Origin of the sequence: Porphyrobacter sp. CACIAM 03H1 (assembly GCF_002215495.1) — a bacterium.
Lineage (GTDB): Bacteria > Pseudomonadota > Alphaproteobacteria > Sphingomonadales > Sphingomonadaceae > Erythrobacter.
Genome location: NZ_CP021378.1, coordinates 54,171 through 71,012, shown reverse-complemented (window position 1 = coordinate 71,012; position 16,842 = coordinate 54,171). Strand labels below are relative to the sequence as shown.

The following is a 16,842-nucleotide window of genomic DNA, read 5'->3' as shown; positions in this document are numbered from 1 at the left end:
GGAAGAAGCGGCCCAAGCCGCACTGCGTCGTTCAATGGTCCGACTTTCAAGGCGGCTAGCAACTTGAAGGCATTGCAAATAGGGGTTTGCTGGCCACATCATGAGCAAAGATCTGTTATTTCCCGCTCTATCAGACGGAAGCGTTCCTTGACCTCTTCTCCGGCATAGAATGCAAGCATGTCCTCCTTGGTGAGCGTCCCCTCAGATAGGAACTTGATGAGGTAGCGCTGATTGAACTCGGCGAGCAGAATGCCTTTCTCGATCTGCGAGAGGATTTGCTTCATATTGTCGATATTGGCGGTCACAAGTTGCTTTACCAACGCCATCTCGCGTGCGTCCTTGATCAACCGATTCACGATTATCTTGAGTACGTCGGTGTCGAGATCCAAGGTTTTCGCGTTGAGCGCAATGTCGCGCGCAAGCATGTAGGCAATTGCGAGGTTCCGGTAGTCACCTTTTTGGGAGTCGATAATCGCAATCATCCCGACTCCTGGAAGTAGCTTTAAATCTTGAACAGCGGCGAGAATGCTGTTGTCAACGAGGGAGGCGTCGAAGACGATAATCCCAACTTGGCCATCGCGATTGGCCTGCGCTTCGAGTAGCTGACTCCAGGCGGTATCCGCCTTCTTGGTGAAGACATCCTTGGTCTGGATGTCACCCAGACGAATGCTTTTGTCGAACTTGCACTCGATCGCGATCCGCTTGCCGCTGTCACCGGCCAGATGGCAGACGATGTCGCCGGTCTTATTTCGGCGGATCTTGCCGGCACGGTCGCCGGTTAGCTCGATTCGGTCGTTGATCTTCTGGCGATCGAAAAACTCGGACAGAAAGTCGGCGATGTCGGTCTCGGCGAGCACGCCCTTGACCGAAGATCGATAGAATAGCTCCTTCTTCATGTCGAAGATCAGCTTGAGACTTTCGAGTTCAGTCCCGAGCTCGTTCGCGGTTCTAGACAGAAAGCTCGAGAGCCGGTCCTCCATCAGCGCGAGAACGCCGATATAGAGCGCCTTGTGAAGCTGCTCGTCGCGATCAGCGGCAGCCACCTTATTGAAGAACTCAAACAGGATCTTGTTGTCGACCTCAAAGGCACCGAACTGAACGCGACAATTTTTCTGATCGAGGGTGACGAGTGGCATCTTAGATCCGGCTATAACGATAGTGACCCTTGATGGACGCAGCGAGGAATTCCCCCTTTGATCCGGCCTGATCGAAGGCCTGAGCGATCTGCAGCGGCACATCATAATAATGATAGCGGCTGCCGTTAAGAAATTCGACCTCGAGCAGTAGCTGATCCTCATCATAGCGGATTGCGGCGATATTCGATGAAGAGAAGGGGCCAAATTCGTGCCAGGCCATGTATGTTAATCCTTCTTTGCTGGAGTGTGGACCGGGTTCTGCTGGAGCCAGGTCTCAACAAAATATCGATAGTCTGCCGGAACATGGGCCTTGAGGTTCCAGCCGCCCGGCGTCATCGAGTCTTCAGGCGCCACCTCGTCGCAAATCAGCGGATCTTGGCTGTCGGGACGGCGATCGCGGGGTGGCGCCTGAATCATGGTACGCATCGGCAGCCGAACCGCTTCGCCTAAGATGATCGCCTCACCGGTGCGCAGAACCGGTAACATGCTTGTAAGGCCCTCAAGGTTGTCTGAAAGCGCACTGGTTACATGCGAGCGATCGGTGGAATTACTCAACCGCATCGCGAAGAAAGTGCCGCACTGCGACAGGATCGTTGGGTTTATCTCAGCTGGGCGCTGACTGACAATCATCGCCCCAATGCCGTATTTGCGGCCTTCTTTGACGATGCGCTGGGTCGCGACAGAAGCTGCGCTGCTCCCGTCGTCGCCAAGATAACTGTGCGCTTCTTCCATTACGACGAGCAGCGGACGCTCTCGCCCGCCCTCCGACAGGTTCCGGGCCCAAAAGAGGCCATCGTAGAGAACGCGTAAAATGTTGCCGATGATGTCGTTCGTCACGGTTGAGGGGATGCCCGACAGGTCGAGGATAGTGATCGGCTTGTCGCTGCCAAGCCATTGCTGCACCAGATCGGAGAGCGTCTTCTTCGTCTTGCCGTCAAGATCGGGATGCCAGTCGCCCGCCTTCAACAAAAAGTCGTAACGGGCGACGCGGAGCCGAGCACCCAACGCCTCGAGCGGCCCCCGGATGTTTAACACATCCGGAAGCCAGTTGATCTTCTCTGGATCGTTCGCGACGCTTTTGACTTTGCGAAAGCGGGGAGGAATGCCTGCTTGAGCATCGCCCACGATCTTCGCGTTGGAGGCGTCAAGCTCAAAGGCCCAGTTTGCCTGATCCGCCGGGCTCGCACCACCAGTGCTGAAATAAGTGCCGAACTCCCGGCAATAGAGCTCGTACCAGAGTTTGTTCAGCGAGAATGGGACAGGACTGTCGGCGGTAATGGTGGCGGGGTCCACCCCCGCGATGGGCTGGACTGCCAGGCTCGCAATCTTGGCGGCGAGGATTTCCTCTAGGATGATGTTACGGGCCTTGCCATCAGGCGGGAGACTCCCGAATGTCACCCTCAAAAGTTCGTCGAAACTAAGGGCCCAGAAGGGTATGCACAGAAGGTGTTCGTTGGCCTTACGGCCGTCGGGGCTGATCTTGAAGATGTTCGCGCGATCGCCGAGTGCTTTCCCGTATTCGCCGTGTAGATCGAGCACGACGATCCGCGCCGATGGAAAGCGGCTCTCGTCTGACAAAACATTAAGAAGCCCCGCTACCGTAGTCGACTTGCCCGAACCAGTTGTGCCTACAACGGCGCTGTGGCGGGTCACCAGCTTGTTGACGTCGACCAGCGCATCGATTGACTCGCTGCCCGCCACATGGCCGACGCGGACGAGGTGATTTTGCTTGTCCGACCGGCCATAGATCGCCTGAAGATCAGCCTCGGATACGAGATGAACCTCGTCCTCGAAGGTTGGATACTGCGAGATACCGCGCTGGAACCGGCCTGTCCGATAGCCCTCGCCGATCAGCTGGACCGTCATCCATCGCAGGCCATTGGGCATGGAGAGGGCCGCCTTCTCCGGGACCGCACTTGCTCCAACCTGGGATACGATGCCGTATAGATCAACATAACCTACAGGGATTTTGACAAAGCTACCGATCTGGCCGATCTTGTGACCCTGACCTTGGACGAAACTAAGGCCCGAAAAGCGGTCCGATGTCAAAGTGACGCTGACCGTCGTGCCGCTAACATCCTGGACCGTGCCGATGACGGTCGCCCGGTCGGCACTATCAGGCCGGATCATCGCTCATCCCATCTCCTGAAAGGCCACGCAGCAGCATGCCGAGCGCGGCGAAGTCTCCGAGCCGCAGGGTAACCTTGTCGCCATCATTCACAAGGATGCTGGACGGCAACGCAAGATCATCGGCCCCCTCACCCGACCACTCACCGAGCGTGCGGCCGATGATCGCCTTGTCGAACCCGAGAAGGCTCAGATTGGGCGTCGCCAGCGCGCACTGGCGCGCGAGCTTGTAATTCACCCACTCAAGCTCGCCAAATAGGCAAGCGAAGACATGTGCTGTTGGATTGACTTCAAGGCTGCGGCAGATGACGTCGTTGATATGCTCGTCTGCGAATGAATAGCCGCAGATGAACAGCAACGATGACGGCGCGAGTAAGAAGGCCTTCAAGCGATCGAGCATCGCGAGATACGGCATCTTTCGGCTCTGATCATACTTGAGGTGCGACGGGTAGATCAGATAGCTCTGCTTATCGGTTTTCTCGTCGCTGCGCACGACATCGGTCTTGCCTTCAAGACGCCAGTTGAGGGATCCGTGGATCTTCCAGAGCCGAGTCCAGCGCGGCGGAAGCAAACCCTCATCCTCGACAGCGCCAAGGTCAAAGAAGGCCTTACGCGCACCGATGAAGCCGTCGAAATATGGCGCCGAGCTCTCCTCAAGCGCCTGCTCCATCAACAAGTCGTAGTTTGTCGTAAACAGATGCACCGGCCGCTCGCGACGGATCGAGCGACTCCAAATTGCGAGGTTATGATAGGGGCTGTCTTTGGCGGGAAGCTCGCGTCGGACCTCTTTGGATATGACGCCGCAGACTTTGTTGTCGAGGGCAATTAGCTCATCAGCGGTCAGTCCCCGCACATCGCCGCCGCCGGCGACGCTTGCGAATACGCGGATTCGGCTAAGCAGGAGCTCAATATTGCCACCATCGCCGCCGTCATCGGTAACGATCTTGACGATTTTGTCCCAGGTCGACGGGCTCGCGGGGTCCTTGCTGGAAAGCTGCTCCGCGATCGCCTTCGTCAGGCCCGCTACGTCCCAGATCAGCGGGTCCGTTACGGTCTTTCCATCCTCCACCCGTTCATTTACCCGAATCGACAGTGGGCACCCCGCACCCAGGAAAAAGCCTACCGGCTTGCGGTTCTGCGACAGGGCTTGTTGAATGAAGCTGATCTGACGAGCCGGATCATGTTTATGCATCTTACCCCTTCGCCGTCGTTCATTTTCTGACAGGGATAGTCTGTCCGTTATCCTCCAATGGTACAACAGAGTTCGGAAAAAAAGAAGGTTTTTCAAGTGCCGAGGGAGTGCCGCCACACATGATTGCCTAATCGGGAGCTTTGCCTTTCCTCCGATCATCGAGATAGTCGCTCCACCATTGCGCCATCTTGACCCGCTCATCCCAGTACTGGCCCCGATTGTAGGTGCCACGAATGGCGTTGCTGTCGCCGTGGGCCAGCGCGCGTTCGATGGCATCGGGGTGCCAGAGCCCGCTTTCGTTGAGCAAGGTGGATGCCGTCGACCGGAAACCGTGGGCCGTCATCTCGTCCTTGCTGAAACCCATGCGCCTAAACGACGAGTTGATGGTATTCTCGCTCATCGGGCGCAGCCGGGTGTGGAAGGCTGGGAAGATGTAGCCTTGCCCCCCGGTGATGGACTTCAGCTCTTTGAGAAGTGCGAGAACTTGGCGCGACAGAGGCACGGCGTGAGTGCGCCGCGCCTTCATCTTGCCTGCGGGGATCGTCCAGATTGCCTTCTCGAAGTCGATTTCCTGCCACTCGCCGTGCCGCATCTCACCCGGTCGGACGAAAATGTGTGGGGCAACCTTTAGCGCCAACTTCGTGATCGGGTAGCATTCGAACGCATCGATGGCACGCAACAGCTCGCCCAGCTTTTCCGGTTCGAGGATGGCTGCATAGTGGCGCGCTTGGGGGGTCAGCAGTGCACCCTTGAGGATGGCCGTCGGGTCTGTGGTGCAGCGGCCGGTGGCCGCGCCATAGCGGAATACCCGGCTCGCGAAAGAGCGGCACTTCTTGGCGGTCTCACGATTGCCTCTTGCCTCCAGCTTCTTGAGCGGGGCGAGCATCATCTGCGGGTCAACGTCCGAAATCGGCATGTGCCCGATCGCCGGCTTGAGCAGATCGAGGAACCAGCGTGCCTTGAGGAGCGTGGCCTCGGCGCGGCCTTCGCCGACCATCTTGTTCTCGATGTACTCGCGGGCGACCGACTCGAAGGTGTTGGCGGCGCTGATCTTGGCCGATGCCTTGTTCTTCTTTCGCGTCAAGGCAGGGTCTTCGCCCTTGGCAATACGCAGCCTGAGCTCGTCGCGCTCGAGGCGCGCCGCCTGAAGACTAACTTCGGGCCAGGCGCCAAGAGCTATCCTCTTTTCTTTGCCGCCTACGTAATACTTCAGCCGCCAGAGCTTCGAGCCGTTGGGGAAGATTTCTAGGTAGAGGCCGCGCTCATCGGCGCGCTTGTAGGCGGTAGCACCGGGCGAAAAAGCTCGGATTTGCAAGGCTGTCAGTGACATTTGGGGGCATGACCTTTCGCCAGAAAGGGGCATGTGGGGGCATATGCCCCGCTCCATGCCCCTGATTGTGGGGGCACGGCCTGAAACAGCGTGAAACACGCGGCATCAAAATCCAGCCAAAAATGGCAGATTTCTGCGGTTTTTTCAAGATTCTTGATGCCACTCCCGCAGGAGTTTTGGTGCCCAGAAGAGGACTCGAACCTCCACGCCCTTGCGAGCGCCGCCACCTGAAGACGGTGCGTCTACCAATTCCGCCATCTGGGCACGGATGCCTGCCGGTCATCGCTGCCGGGAGGCTGGGTAGGCGCGGGCCTCTAGCGGGGGGCGGGGGGTGCTGTCAATGCTAACCTCGCCTCGAGTTGCGTTACGTGCGCTTCACGTGAAACCGGCGTCGCGGCGATGGGTCATAAGGTGCCATCGGGGGCCTTCCCGGGTCTGGCCGGTCCGGAACGGGCCGAGGCCGCGGGCGCGACGGGGCGGGTCGCAGCTGCGGTCGGCACCCCGGCGAAGTGGTGCCCCGGGTCGCCGCCCGCAGCCCGTAGCCCCCAATCGGAACCCTTGCCTCTGCGCTCGCATTATCGCAAAGCGCAGCCCCGAAACGCCAAGCCACGGATCGAGCACTCTCATGCCCTCCTCCCCCACCTCCTCCCCGCTGTCCGGCCAGCTGGTCACGATCTTCGGCGGCACCGGCTACATCGGCAACTACGTTGCTCAGAGCCTTCTCGCCCGCGGTGCTCGCTTGCGCCTTGCGAGCCGCGCGCCGGGCAAGGCGCAGAGTCTGAAGCCGCTCGCCAATCTCGGCCAGCTCCAGCTCATGCCCTGCGACATCACCCGCGAGGAGCACGTCGCCGCCGCGCTCGAGGGCGCGTCTTATGTGGTCAATCTCGTCGGCGCGTTCAGCGGCGATCTCGGAAAGCTGATGGGCGAGGCTCCGGGCACCATCGCCCGGCTGGCCGCTGAGCGCGGGATCCGGGCGCTGGTCCATGTCAGCGCGATCGGCGCCGATGCCGCCTCTCGAACCGCCTATGCGCGCGGCAAAGCCGCAGGCGAGGCCAACGTCGCCGCCGCCTTCCCCGGAGCGACGATCCTGCGGCCCTCGATCGTGTTCGGCAAGGACGACAACTTCATCAACCTGTTTGCGGGGATGATCGAACTGCTTCCCGTCCTCCCCGTGTTCGGCCCCGAGGCGAAGCTCCAGCTGGTCTACGCCGACGATGTCGCGGAGGCGGTGGCGGTTGCGCTGGAACACCCCGAGCAGCACGGCGGTCGGACCTACGAACTGGGCGGGCCGGAGCAGCTCTCCATGATGGAGATCCACCGCCGCATCGCCGCCGCGCAGGGGCGCAAGCGCACCTTCCTCGCCGTGCCGGACGGCCTGTCTGCCACCTTCGCCGCTCTGCCGGTAACGCCGATGACCCGCGACCAGTGGACGCTCCTCAAGCCCGGCAGCACGGTCGCGCCGGGAGCCCTCGGCCTCGTCGACCTCGGGATCGAGGCCCGGCCGCTCGGCCTGTTCCTCGACAAGTGGATGCTGCGCTACCGCAAACACGGCCGCTTCGGCGCGGCAAACGAAAGAGCCAAGGCGTACAAGGCCTAAGGCGCGGCGGGGCTCCCTCCCGCCCGAGGATCCGCTCGCAGCCTGCCTGGCCCCGACAGGTGTGTGCAGTTACCCTGCCACGGCTTGCCGTGGGAGGGCAGTCCGGCACGCCTTCGAAGAGAACTGTCACAAAACTTGCACATTGTAAGAAAACTGTCATAATCCGGCGATGGCGCACCCCGTAATCGACCGCCCCCATACGGTTTCCTCGTATAACCTGCAGCTTGCGGAAGTCCGGTCGATCATCAACCGGATGGCCGACGAGGCGCAGGCGATGCTGTCCGGCGCGCTCCATGCCCTCTGCAAGGCCGACAGGGTCGCGGCGATGCAGGTGGTGGCGCAGGACAAGGCGATCGACGAACTCGAACGGTCGCTCGAGAGACGGGCCCTGCTAATCATCATGTCTCGTGCGCCGATGGCGGAGGATCTGCGCTACCTGATGGCCGCGATCCGGATCGGCAAGATGCTCGAGCGGACCGGCGACCAGGCCAAGCGCATTGCCCGGCGGCACGAGGAGGTCGACCTTGCCGTTCTTGGGCCGCGTTTCCCGCTGCTTAGGGCAATGGAGCGCCATGCCGGCGAGATGGTGGCAAAGGCGATCGCCAGCTTCAACGAGGGTTCGCGGGAGCTTGCCGGCGAGGTCATGTCCTCCGACGCCGAGCTCAACGCGATGAACGACGCGCTGATCCGTGCGTGCCGCGAGGCGATGGACGAAGGCACACTCGGCAGCGGTGACGGCCTCCAGCTGATCCTGATCGCCAAGCAGCTGGAACGGGTCGGCGACTACGCCACCAAGATCGCCGGGGACGTCGCCTACATGCTCACCGGCGAATAGCCCCCGGCCACCGCAGGTGCCGGGTCAATAGTTCCACTGCGCCTGCACCCGCAGGATTTGCCCTTCGGCCTGCCCGAGCCGGCGCTCGTCCGCCTCCTTGCGCGAGGCCCAGCCATAGGTGGTGGTGATCTCCAAGGCGGGGTCGAGCTGGAATTCGAAGCCCAGTTCCAGCTCCTCGGTCTCCAACCGCGGCGCGTTGACCGCGGCCTTGAAGCCGCCGCGGTAATACTGCCAGCGCGCGAAGGGATAGAAGGGGCCGATCGGCGAGTCGTCGATCTTGCCCATCAGCTGGACATAGCCGCCAGTCAGCGGACGTTCCTCGATCCGGCCCGTGGCTGGGACGAATTCTGGGCCCGTGCCCCAGTTCCATTCCCCCTGCACGCCGATCGGGTTGGGGTAGAGGATCGCGTGGATCAGCGCGCGGTTGTCCTTGAATCCGGCGGCGCTCAGCCCGCCGGTGCGGATTTCCGGCCGGATGCGGTTCCTCATCACCGACCCGCCGATTTCGAACACCTGCCCTTCCAGCCCGAGCCCGTCGAGTTCGAAGGGCCAGGTGGCAAGGCCCACGAGCATCACGTTGTCGTCGGCTTCGGTGCGGTTGAGGCCCTGCCCGTTGAAGGCACCGAAGCCGAAGGCGCCGTAATTTCCGAAAAGCTTGTGCCCGTCCTTGGCGAGCCGGTCCCAGATCGCCTGCACCTTCGGCGGGGTGTAATAGGCGACGATACCGAGATCGCGCTCGCCTGCGGCGGCGCTGTTGATGCCGTCGGTGCGGTCAAGCGCGAGGCGGTTGGACGAGGACTGCATGTTCTCCCAGCCATAGGGCACCTTCGACTGGCCGAGCCGGATGCGGAAGGACTTGTCGTCGAAGGGGAAGACATCGGCATACATGTCCCGCAGCGAGACCGTCCCTTCGCGCCGCTCGCCGACCGACTGGTTCGAGACCGAAGCGGCGAAATCCGGCTGGAAGTAGAGCGAGACATGATCGTTGAGGTCGCCCTGGATGATCATGCGCAGCCGGCGGAAGCTGAAGTTGCTGTCGGCATTGATCGCGCTGTCATGGATCGAGCGCAGGCGCGAGATGCCGGCGGGCGCGTTCGAATCGCCGGAGATGATCTGGTTGAAGCGCAGCTGGGTATAGCCGCGCAGGCGCAGCTTTTCGTACCACGCCTTGGGTTTGGCCGGAGCAGGTGCAACGGCGAGGCGGATCTGGCCCGCGTCTGCCGGCGGCGTGATCGTCGCAGGGGACGGGGCCGGGGTCGGGCTTGCGATTGCCACTGGGGGCGGCGAGGCGGCGGGTGCGGCCGAGGGCTGGGGCGGGGCTGCACGGGACCGGTCTGCCTGAAGCGCCTCGACCATCGCTTTCAGCTCGTCGATCTGGCGCTGGAGGTTGGCGATCGTGCGCGCCTGATCGGCTTCGCTCGGCACAGGACCGGCGCTGGCGGCGGCAAGGGCCGGAGCGCTCGTTGCCGCCAGCAGGGCGGCGGCAGACGCGATGATGGCGCCGCCACCGGACATTCGTATCATGACAAAGCTGCCTTCGCACTCGCCGGTTTCGACATGAGCCGACTGCGGCAGGCGACTATGTCCATTTAGCGTCAATTATGTGACAAATGCGACCATTCGTTCCGTACCCTCGTCAAAGTGCCCCGCTGCAGATTCCGGCGGGTCGTGCCGCCGGACCGCAGGATTTGACGCCGCTCCCAAAGTTTGATAATTCTACCATTATAGAACTATGGGAGCGCCTCTGTTGCAGGCAGAAGCCGTCATCCGCGCGTTGGGCGCGCTCGCGCAAGAGCATCGGCTCGCCGCCTTCCGCCTGCTCGTGCAGGCCGGGGCCGAGGGTATTCCGGCCGGCGTGCTCGCCGAAAAGCTCGGCGTGCCGCCCTCCTCGATGAGCTTCCACCTTGCCCAGCTCGCCAACGCGGGCCTCGTCACCCAGCGGCGCGAGAGCCGGTCGATCCTCTATTCGGCCGACTACGGCGCGATGAATGCGCTGATGGGCTACCTCACCGAAAACTGCTGCGGCGGCGCGGCTTGTGCCGATGCCGTCGCTTGCGAACCTGCAACCAACCGGAAGAACGCCTGATGAAACGCTTTCACCTCCACGTCGGCGTGACCGACCTCGATGCCTCGATCGCCTTCTACACCCACCTCTTCGGCGCCGCGCCGAGCGTGGTGAAGGCGGATTATGCCAAGTGGATGCTCGAGGACCCGCGCATCAACTTCGCGATCTCGATGCGCGAGGGGGCGACGAAGGGCATCGAGCACGTCGGCTTGCAGGTCGAGGACGAGGGCGAACTGGCCGAGGTCTATGCCCGCCTCAAGGCCGCCGACCGCCCTGTGCTGGAGGAGGGCGCGACCACCTGCTGCTATGCAAAGTCGGAAAAGAGCTGGATCGCCGACCCCGACGGGGTTGTGTGGGAGGCCTTCCTGACCACCGGCGGCAGCACCACCTATGGCGGCAGCCCCGATCTCGAACAGCTCGCCAATGCCGATGCCGCGGCGGGCGCGTGCTGCGTGCCGCAGAGCGCGGCCGCGGCGCCGTCCTGCTGCTGAACCCGACCGCGGGGGCGACCATGAACATTCTGGTGCTGTGCACGGGCAATTCCGCCCGCTCGATCCTTGGCGAGGCGCTGTTCGACCACCTCGGGCAAGGTCAGGTCCGGGCCTTCAGCGCGGGGAGCAAGCCCAAGGGCGTGCCGCACCCCGGCGCGCTGCGGCTGCTCGAACGCCGGGGGATCGACACCGCGCCGTTGCGGTCGAAGAGCTGGAACGAGTTCACCGGCCCCGACGCTCCGCCGATCGATCTGGCAATTACCGTGTGCGGCAATGCTGCGGGCGAGGCTTGCCCGGTGTTCATGGGCAGCCCGCTGAAGGCCCATTGGGGTCTCCCCGATCCTGCCGAGGTGACCGGCAGCGAGGCCGAGGTCGACGCCGCTTTCGAGGAAACCTGGCGGCTGCTGGAAATGCGGGTGCGGGCGTTCCTCGCGCTCGACCGGGCGGCGATGGACAAGTCCGCCCTGCAGGCAGCCCTTGCCCGGATCGGCGCGATGGAGGGGGCGGCGTGATGAACGAAGCGACCTCGCCGCTCGGCCTGTTCGAGCGGTATCTTTCGCTGTGGGTGCTGCTCGCGATCCTTGCCGGGCTCGGCTTGGGACTTGTGGCGCCCGATGCGGTCGGCGTGCTGGCGGGGCTGGAATATGCCTCGGTCAACCTCGTCGTCGCGGTGCTGATCTGGGCGATGATCTTCCCGATGATGGTCGGGGTCGATTTCGGGAGCATCAGGGACATCGGCAGGAAGCCGAAAGGTCTGGTCATCACGCTGGCGATCAACTGGCTGGTCAAGCCCTTCACCATGGCGGCGCTGGCGGTGCTGTTCTTCGACTATCTCTATGCCGGCCTGCTGCCCCGCGCCGACGCACAGGAGTATATCGCCGGGCTCATCCTGCTGGGCGCGGCCCCCTGCACCGCGATGGTCTTCGTATGGTCGCAGATGACCCGCGGCGATCCGGCCTACACACTGGTGCAGGTCTCCGTGAACGACCTCGTGATGATCGTCGCCTTCGCCCCGATCGTGGCGCTGCTGCTGGGCGTCACCGATATCGTGGTGCCGTGGGAGACGCTGCTCTTGTCGGTGGTGCTTTACGTGGTGATCCCGCTGGCGGCAGGGGCATGGACCCGCGCCCGCGTGATCGCAGGCCACGGCGGCGATGCGGCGGCGATCGATGGCTTCACCGCGCGATTGAAGCCATGGTCGATCATCGGCCTGCTGGCGACGGTCGTGCTGCTGTTCGCCTTTCAGGCCGGGACAATCATCGCCAATCCCCTGCTGATCGCGCTGATTGCGGTGCCGATCATAATCCAGTCCTACGGCATCTTCGCCGCTGCCTATGCCTGGGCCTATGCGTGGCGGGTGCCTCATGCCATTGCCGCACCCTGCGCGCTGATCGGCACCTCGAACTTCTTCGAGCTGGCGGTGGCGGTGGCCATCGGGCTGTTCGGCCTGTCGAGCGGCGCGGCGCTGGCGACGGTGGTCGGCGTGCTGGTCGAGGTGCCGGTGATGCTCTCGCTGGTCGCCTTCGCCAACCGCACCCGCGCCCGCTTTCCCGAAAGCACCGCCTGACGGGGCGGCCGCTGCCGGCATCGCCCCCTGTCCGGCGCGCTCAGAAGCCGTCGGTGGGGAGCGCGATCGTCACCACGCCGTCGCCGGGCTCGACCGGCGGGCCGGTGATGCCGTAGAGCGCATGGCCGTCCACGGGGGAAAGCAGCCGTTCGATCTCCTTGCCGGCGTAGTCGCGGATGATGCCGACCAACTCACCCTTCTTGAGTGCGCGGGGGCGGGCGTCGACGGGGTGATAGACGCCCGCATGGCCGGCCGCGAGCGCGGTGGTGCCCTCGAACAGCCGGGTGGGCGCGGGGGCCGCTTGCACCGGTGCGTCACTCATGCCGAGGATCGCCAGCGCGTTCTCGACCCCCGCGACGATCGCGGCCACATGGGCCTCCTCGCGGCTGCCGTTCTGGCCGATCTCGACCAGGATCGTGGGCTTGCCCATCGCCACGCCCTGCCGGTTGAGCGAGCGCCCGGTGTCGATCTGCGCCTGCGTCTGCATCGCGTAGCGCACGATGTTGGGAAAGCCGAAGCCCTGCGCCACCTTCAACGCCAGCGGGAAATCGGTCGCGAGCGGCCCGCCGTAGACGCCGATGAAAGGGTCGAGGAACTCGGCCCCATCGCCGCTGTGCACGTCCATCAGGAAGTCGCTGCGGGCGACCACCTCGCGCGCGATGAGATCGGCGATGCGTTCGGTCTGGGTGCCGTCCGCCTTGCCGGGGAAGACGCGGTTGAGGTTCTTGCGGTCGACCGGATTGACGTTCGGCGAGCGGCCCTCGAAGCCCGGGATGTTGGCGACGCGCACCAGCACCAGCGTGCCGAATAGGCGCGCGGGATCGACCCGCTCGGCGAGCCGCTCAGCGGCGAGGATCGAGGCGAATTCGAAGCCGTGGACACCCGCCACCACCGCCAGCACCCGGCCTTCGCGGGCGCCGTGGATGACGCTCACGGGGATGAAGGTCGACCCGTCGCTGCCTTCGGGCACGGGGATGCGGAAATCGGCGCGGGTGCCCGGGGCGACGGTCTCTCCGGCGATGACGAAAGGCGCCGGGTCTTCCGCTGCGGCGAGCGCCGGGGCGAAGAGCAGCAGCAGGGCGGTGCAGATCAGGCGGGCAAGGCTCATGGCAGGGGCCGGTAGCGCGGCAGCCCCTCGAACACCACCGGATCATAGGGCGGATCGCGGAAGAAGAGCGGATAGTGGAACGCGCGCAGATCGGCATGGAAGGCGCGCACGTGGTCTTCATAGGCGATCATCGCGCGCGTGTCCGTCCCCGCGAGCCGCTCGAACCCGCGTTCGACAAGGGCCGCAGGCGAGAGCAGCGCTGCCCACCCCGCCGCTGCATCGCGGGCGAGACGGCCCTTGCGATAGGCCGTCACGATCGGCTCCGCCTGCTGATCGCCGACCTGCTGGAAGGCGTAATACCACTTCCACTCGAAGGGCTTGGCGACTTCTCCGAGCGGCCGCCATTCGGGATGCCGGGCGAGGAAGGGTTCCATCGTGGCGGCCTTGGGCTTGTCCCAGGCATCGTTCACCGCCTCGCGCTGGAGCATCAGGATCTCCGCCCCGTCGGGCACGGGCACCGCGGTCTCAATCGCCGCGCGCGAAACCGCCGGGACGAGCAGGGCGAGCGCCAGCCACAGGCCGACCAGTGCGGCGAGCAGAACCGGCGGGGGCGCGGCGAAGCGACCGATGGCGACCACGATCAGCCCCCAGACCGCGAGCCCGCCGATCACCAGCCCGCTGGCGGCGAGAGCCTTCGAAAGACCCGCACCCTCGATCCCCGCGCCGATCCAGAAGGGCAGCAGCAGCGCGAGCGCCAGCCCGCCGAAGCGCACCGCGGCACGCGGGCGCCACAGGCGCTGCGGGGCACCGGCGGTCGCCACCAGCAGATCGTGCCGCCCTGCCACGCGCTCACCGGCGCGCAGGTCGTGGAGCAGCAGGATCAGCAGCAGCGGCGCGATGGTCGCCGCCAGAAAGGCGAAATCAAACCGCCCGATCAGGCCGAAATCGGCGTTCTTCGTGTCGGCCTCGTGGATCTGCCCCTCGAGCGCCAGCATCCGCACCCGGTGGAGCCAAGGCGCGGTGTCGCGCTGGCCGAGCGCGGCGAAGGCGAAGTCCGACGGCGGTGCATAGGCAAGGTGGAAGGCGGCATAGGCCGCGCCGCCCCATTCCTCCTGCTTGGAAATCGCGTCGGCCCGGTCGCGCGCGTCCTCCTCGAGCAACGCGGCGATGGTGGCGCGCTGTTCGCGCACCTCGGCGATGCCGAAGCCCGTCGCCGCGGCCGAGAGCAGCAGCGCGAGCGCCAGCCACAGCAGCGCCCCCCGGTCGCGCAGCAGGAAGCGCGCCTCGCGCAGCAGGCCGCTCATGGCGCGAGCCTCCGTGCGCCGGCCACGATCGCGCCGCCCAGCACCGCCAGCCAGCCGAGCAGCAGCAGCAGCGGCAGGGCGGCCCGGGCGGCGCGCGCCTCGGCCGGGTCGGGCACGAAGCGAAAGGAATCGAGCAGGCGCCACGATGCCGCATTGATCCGCGTGCGCTTTTCCGCCTCCGGGTCGGAACTGCGCGCGGCATCATCGGCATAGGTGAGCGCGGTCGCGTGGAGATCGTTCAGCCCCTGCACGAAATCGAAGCGCAGCGCCTCGCTTTCGCGCAGGAAGCGGTGGTGGGTCGCAAGGTCGGTTCCCGCCAGCGTGCGCGAGGCTGCGCCGACCGCGAGCGTCGGCGAGGCGAGGCCGAACCATGTCACGATCCGCGCCTGCGCCGCCTCGCGCTCCATCCGGCGTTCGGCGTAGGTGTTCATCAGGGCGGTGAGTTTGGCTTCGGAATGGCTGGCCACCACCCCGCGCCAGTTGATCGGCAGTTCCTCGACGCTTTCGGACTCGTATTGTTCGAGCACCTGCTTCTTGAGCGCCTCGAAGGCCGGGTCGGCGGCATTGTGCCCGTCGCCCAGCTTGCGTTCCTCCGCCAGCATCACGAGATCGCTCTCGATCTTGCCGGGGGCGTCGATCGCGGCGCTGGCGGCGTTGATGCCGATGCGCGGGACGATCAGCGCGACCATCAGCCACAGCAGCACGAGCACTCCGAGCGCGACGCTGCGCTGGCGCACCCACAGCGAGACCGCCAGCACCAGCGCTGCCCACACGGCGAGGTAGAGCGCGTAGCCGCCGACCAGCAGCCCCGCCGCAAGCGGGGATTCGCCGCCCGCGAGCGACAGGCCCGCCAGCACCGCGACCGGTAGCAGGAACAGGCCCGCCACCCCTGCCAGCGCGAGCGCCTTGCCGCCCGCAATGGCGAGGCCCGCCTGCCCTTGCGCCAGCAGCACCGAGAGCGTTCCGCTCTCGCGCTCGCGCAGCACCACGCCGTGGCCGATGATGATCAGCAGCAGCGGGATCAGCAGCTGGTAGAGATTGGCCGGCGTTAACGCCGCAAAGCCGCCGAGGTCCGCAGCCGCGCGGGTGTCGGCGAACATCGCGGTGTTCTGGCGGTGCCCTTCGAGGAAGATCGACTGCCCGGTGACCGCATCCACCCCCGGATCGAAGGCGGCGAGCGGCGGGGGCGTGCGGAAGGCGTAGTGGCCGTAGTGGACCATCCGGTGCGGATGGCGGTCGGGCTGGGAGAAGAAAGTTGCCTCGGCACTCGCCTGCCGCACCGTGCGGCGCTCGGCCTCCTCGGCGAGGCGCAGCGCCGTCAGCACGCTGGTCGCGGCGAGCAGCACGGCGACGATCAGGGCGGCGACCAGCACAACCCGCGAGCGCGCCCACAGCCGCCATTCCTCGCGGGCGATGCGCAGCGGCGCGCTCATGCCGCCTCGCGTGCGGCAAAGGCGGCGTGGACGGTCTCGGTGTCGATCCGCGCGCCGGGCTCCGCCTCGAAACTTCCCACCAGCCGTCCGGCGCGCAGCAGGCCGACGCGGTCGGCGACCTGGCACGCGCCATAGACATCGTGCGTCACCATCAGCACCGTGCGCCCCGCTGCCGCCAGCGCCTTCACCATCGCGTGGAATTCGTCGATCGCCACCGGATCGAGGCCGGAGGTCGGCTCGTCGAGCAGCAGGATCGGGGTGTCGCGCAGCAGGGCGAGCGCGATCGCGGTCTTCTGGCGCATCCCCTTGGAATAGGACTGCATTCGCCGCCCGCGCGCCTCGACCGGGAGCGCGACCTGGTCGAGCGCGGCGTCCATCGCGGCGCGGTCGACCCGGCGCCCGGCCAGATCGAGGAAATAGCCGAGGTTCTCGTATGCATCGAGATGGCCGTAGAGCGCGGCGGCTTCGGGCAGGTAGGCGATGGCGCCGCGCGCTGCCTCGATATCCTGCGTGACCGGACGACCCGCGACCAGCACCTCGCCGCCCGAGGGGGCAAGGAAGCCGAGGAAGGTCAGCAGCGTCGTCGACTTGCCCGCGCCGTTGCCGCCGAGCAGGGCATAGACCTCGCCCGGGGCGACTGCGAAGGAGACGTCGTTCAGAACGGTGGTCCCGTCGCGGACCAGCGACAGCGAACGCGCTTCAAGAGCAGGCGGCATC

16 protein-coding genes and 1 tRNA gene are annotated in these 16,842 nt (G+C 65.0%); 6 read left to right on the top strand and 11 right to left on the bottom strand.

What is annotated here, in order from left to right:
* Positions 1-98 precede the first annotated feature (98 nt).
* The 6 genes from CBR61_RS00345 to CBR61_RS00325 all read right to left on the bottom strand — a co-directional run bounded on the left by CBR61_RS00345 (position 99) and on the right by CBR61_RS00325 (position 6,049).
* The gene (locus CBR61_RS00345; RefSeq protein ID WP_088912570.1) at positions 99-1,136 is read right to left on the bottom strand and encodes a hypothetical protein; all 1,038 of its coding nucleotides are present in this window, start codon (positions 1,134-1,136) and stop codon (positions 99-101) included.
* Between the two features lies 1 nt (position 1,137).
* Positions 1,138-1,356 (bottom strand): KTSC domain-containing protein, encoded by a 219-nt coding sequence (locus CBR61_RS17030; RefSeq protein WP_199797448.1) that lies wholly within the window; start codon positions 1,354-1,356, stop codon positions 1,138-1,140.
* Between the two features lie 5 nt (positions 1,357-1,361).
* Positions 1,362-3,266, bottom strand: coding sequence for an ATP-binding protein (locus tag CBR61_RS00340; RefSeq protein WP_199797447.1), 1,905 nt, complete (start codon positions 3,264-3,266; stop codon positions 1,362-1,364).
* A complete protein-coding gene (locus CBR61_RS00335; RefSeq protein WP_088912569.1) occupies positions 3,253-4,455 on the bottom strand; it encodes an SIR2 family NAD-dependent protein deacylase in 1,203 nt (400 codons plus the stop codon). The genes CBR61_RS00340 and CBR61_RS00335 overlap by 14 nt, the downstream gene beginning before the upstream one ends.
* A gap of 127 nt (positions 4,456-4,582) precedes the next feature.
* Positions 4,583-5,785 carry a tyrosine-type recombinase/integrase gene (locus CBR61_RS00330; RefSeq protein WP_088912568.1) on the bottom strand — a complete coding sequence of 401 codons (1,203 nt, stop codon included), beginning with the start codon at positions 5,783-5,785 and terminating at the stop codon, positions 4,583-4,585.
* Between the two features lie 177 nt (positions 5,786-5,962).
* Positions 5,963-6,049 (bottom strand) — tRNA-Leu (locus CBR61_RS00325).
* A 361-nt stretch (positions 6,050-6,410) separates the two neighbouring features.
* On the opposite strand from CBR61_RS00325, the gene CBR61_RS00320 reads away from it, so the two are divergent.
* The gene (locus CBR61_RS00320) at positions 6,411-7,382 is read left to right on the top strand and encodes a complex I NDUFA9 subunit family protein (RefSeq protein WP_088912567.1); all 972 of its coding nucleotides are present in this window, start codon (positions 6,411-6,413) and stop codon (positions 7,380-7,382) included.
* A 169-nt stretch (positions 7,383-7,551) separates the two neighbouring features.
* Positions 7,552-8,217, top strand: a complete 666-nt coding sequence (gene phoU / locus CBR61_RS00315; protein WP_088912566.1) for a phosphate signaling complex protein PhoU — start codon at positions 7,552-7,554, stop codon at positions 8,215-8,217.
* A gap of 24 nt (positions 8,218-8,241) precedes the next feature.
* On the opposite strand, the gene CBR61_RS00310 is transcribed toward phoU, so the two are convergent.
* The gene (locus CBR61_RS00310; protein WP_233996786.1) at positions 8,242-9,741 is read right to left on the bottom strand and encodes a porin; all 1,500 of its coding nucleotides are present in this window, start codon (positions 9,739-9,741) and stop codon (positions 8,242-8,244) included.
* A gap of 223 nt (positions 9,742-9,964) precedes the next feature.
* Here CBR61_RS00310 and CBR61_RS00305 point away from each other — a divergent pair, with 223 nt between their 5' ends.
* Genes CBR61_RS00305 through arsB form a run of 4 tightly spaced genes read left to right on the top strand, consistent with a single transcriptional unit; the run spans position 9,965 to position 12,340 of the window.
* Positions 9,965-10,303, top strand: coding sequence for an ArsR/SmtB family transcription factor (locus tag CBR61_RS00305; RefSeq protein ID WP_088912564.1), 339 nt, complete (start codon positions 9,965-9,967; stop codon positions 10,301-10,303).
* Positions 10,303-10,773: an ArsI/CadI family heavy metal resistance metalloenzyme gene (locus CBR61_RS00300; RefSeq protein WP_088912563.1), complete on the top strand. Its 471-nt coding sequence runs from the start codon at positions 10,303-10,305 to the stop codon at positions 10,771-10,773. The genes CBR61_RS00305 and CBR61_RS00300 overlap by 1 nt, the downstream gene beginning before the upstream one ends.
* 20 nt (positions 10,774-10,793) lie before the next feature.
* Positions 10,794-11,285 carry an arsenate reductase ArsC gene (locus CBR61_RS00295; RefSeq protein WP_088915374.1) on the top strand — a complete coding sequence of 164 codons (492 nt, stop codon included), beginning with the start codon at positions 10,794-10,796 and terminating at the stop codon, positions 11,283-11,285.
* Entirely contained in the window at positions 11,285-12,340 is a 1,056-nt protein-coding gene (gene arsB / locus CBR61_RS00290) for an ACR3 family arsenite efflux transporter (protein WP_088912562.1), read from the top strand. Before CBR61_RS00295 ends, arsB begins: the two co-directional genes overlap by 1 nt.
* A gap of 40 nt (positions 12,341-12,380) precedes the next feature.
* On the opposite strand, the gene CBR61_RS00285 is transcribed toward arsB, so the two are convergent.
* From CBR61_RS00285 to CBR61_RS00270, 4 genes are read right to left on the bottom strand one after another with little or no spacing between them, the layout of a single operon-like run.
* Entirely contained in the window at positions 12,381-13,448 is a 1,068-nt protein-coding gene (locus CBR61_RS00285) for a M14 family metallopeptidase (RefSeq protein ID WP_088912561.1), read from the bottom strand.
* On the bottom strand, positions 13,445-14,692 hold the full coding sequence (locus tag CBR61_RS00280; protein ID WP_199797446.1) for a DUF3526 domain-containing protein: 1,248 nt from the start codon (positions 14,690-14,692) through the stop codon (positions 13,445-13,447). Before CBR61_RS00280 ends, CBR61_RS00285 begins: the two co-directional genes overlap by 4 nt.
* A complete protein-coding gene (locus tag CBR61_RS00275) occupies positions 14,689-16,125 on the bottom strand; it encodes an ABC transporter permease (RefSeq protein ID WP_088912560.1) in 1,437 nt (478 codons plus the stop codon). The genes CBR61_RS00280 and CBR61_RS00275 overlap by 4 nt, the downstream gene beginning before the upstream one ends.
* Positions 16,122-16,841, bottom strand: a complete 720-nt coding sequence (locus CBR61_RS00270; protein WP_088912559.1) for an ABC transporter ATP-binding protein — start codon at positions 16,839-16,841, stop codon at positions 16,122-16,124. Before CBR61_RS00270 ends, CBR61_RS00275 begins: the two co-directional genes overlap by 4 nt.
* Between the last annotated feature and the right edge of the window lies 1 nt (position 16,842).

What these genes read in the sequence shown, in the direction of transcription:
- CBR61_RS00310 (WP_233996786.1), bottom strand. Translation starts at nt 9,741, where the DNA reads ATGATACGAATGTCCGGTGGCGGCGCCATCATCGCGTCTGCCGCCGCC.
- CBR61_RS00340 (WP_199797447.1), bottom strand. Translation starts at nt 3,266, where the DNA reads ATGATCCGGCCTGATAGTGCCGACCGGGCGACCGTCATCGGCACGGTC.
- CBR61_RS00320 (WP_088912567.1), top strand. Translation starts at nt 6,411, where the DNA reads ATGCCCTCCTCCCCCACCTCCTCCCCGCTGTCCGGCCAGCTGGTCACG.
- CBR61_RS00275 (WP_088912560.1), bottom strand. Translation starts at nt 16,125, where the DNA reads ATGAGCGCGCCGCTGCGCATCGCCCGCGAGGAATGGCGGCTGTGGGCG.
- CBR61_RS00300 (WP_088912563.1), top strand. Translation starts at nt 10,303, where the DNA reads ATGAAACGCTTTCACCTCCACGTCGGCGTGACCGACCTCGATGCCTCG.
- CBR61_RS00270 (WP_088912559.1), bottom strand. Translation starts at nt 16,841, where the DNA reads ATGCCGCCTGCTCTTGAAGCGCGTTCGCTGTCGCTGGTCCGCGACGGG.
- CBR61_RS00280 (WP_199797446.1), bottom strand. Translation starts at nt 14,692, where the DNA reads ATGAGCGGCCTGCTGCGCGAGGCGCGCTTCCTGCTGCGCGACCGGGGG.
- CBR61_RS00335 (WP_088912569.1), bottom strand. Translation starts at nt 4,455, where the DNA reads ATGCATAAACATGATCCGGCTCGTCAGATCAGCTTCATTCAACAAGCC.
- arsB (WP_088912562.1), top strand. Translation starts at nt 11,285, where the DNA reads ATGAACGAAGCGACCTCGCCGCTCGGCCTGTTCGAGCGGTATCTTTCG.
- CBR61_RS00345 (WP_088912570.1), bottom strand. Translation starts at nt 1,136, where the DNA reads ATGCCACTCGTCACCCTCGATCAGAAAAATTGTCGCGTTCAGTTCGGT.
- phoU (WP_088912566.1), top strand. Translation starts at nt 7,552, where the DNA reads ATGGCGCACCCCGTAATCGACCGCCCCCATACGGTTTCCTCGTATAAC.
- CBR61_RS00285 (WP_088912561.1), bottom strand. Translation starts at nt 13,448, where the DNA reads ATGAGCCTTGCCCGCCTGATCTGCACCGCCCTGCTGCTGCTCTTCGCC.
- CBR61_RS00295 (WP_088915374.1), top strand. Translation starts at nt 10,794, where the DNA reads ATGAACATTCTGGTGCTGTGCACGGGCAATTCCGCCCGCTCGATCCTT.
- CBR61_RS17030 (WP_199797448.1), bottom strand. Translation starts at nt 1,356, where the DNA reads ATGGCCTGGCACGAATTTGGCCCCTTCTCTTCATCGAATATCGCCGCA.
- CBR61_RS00330 (WP_088912568.1), bottom strand. Translation starts at nt 5,785, where the DNA reads ATGTCACTGACAGCCTTGCAAATCCGAGCTTTTTCGCCCGGTGCTACC.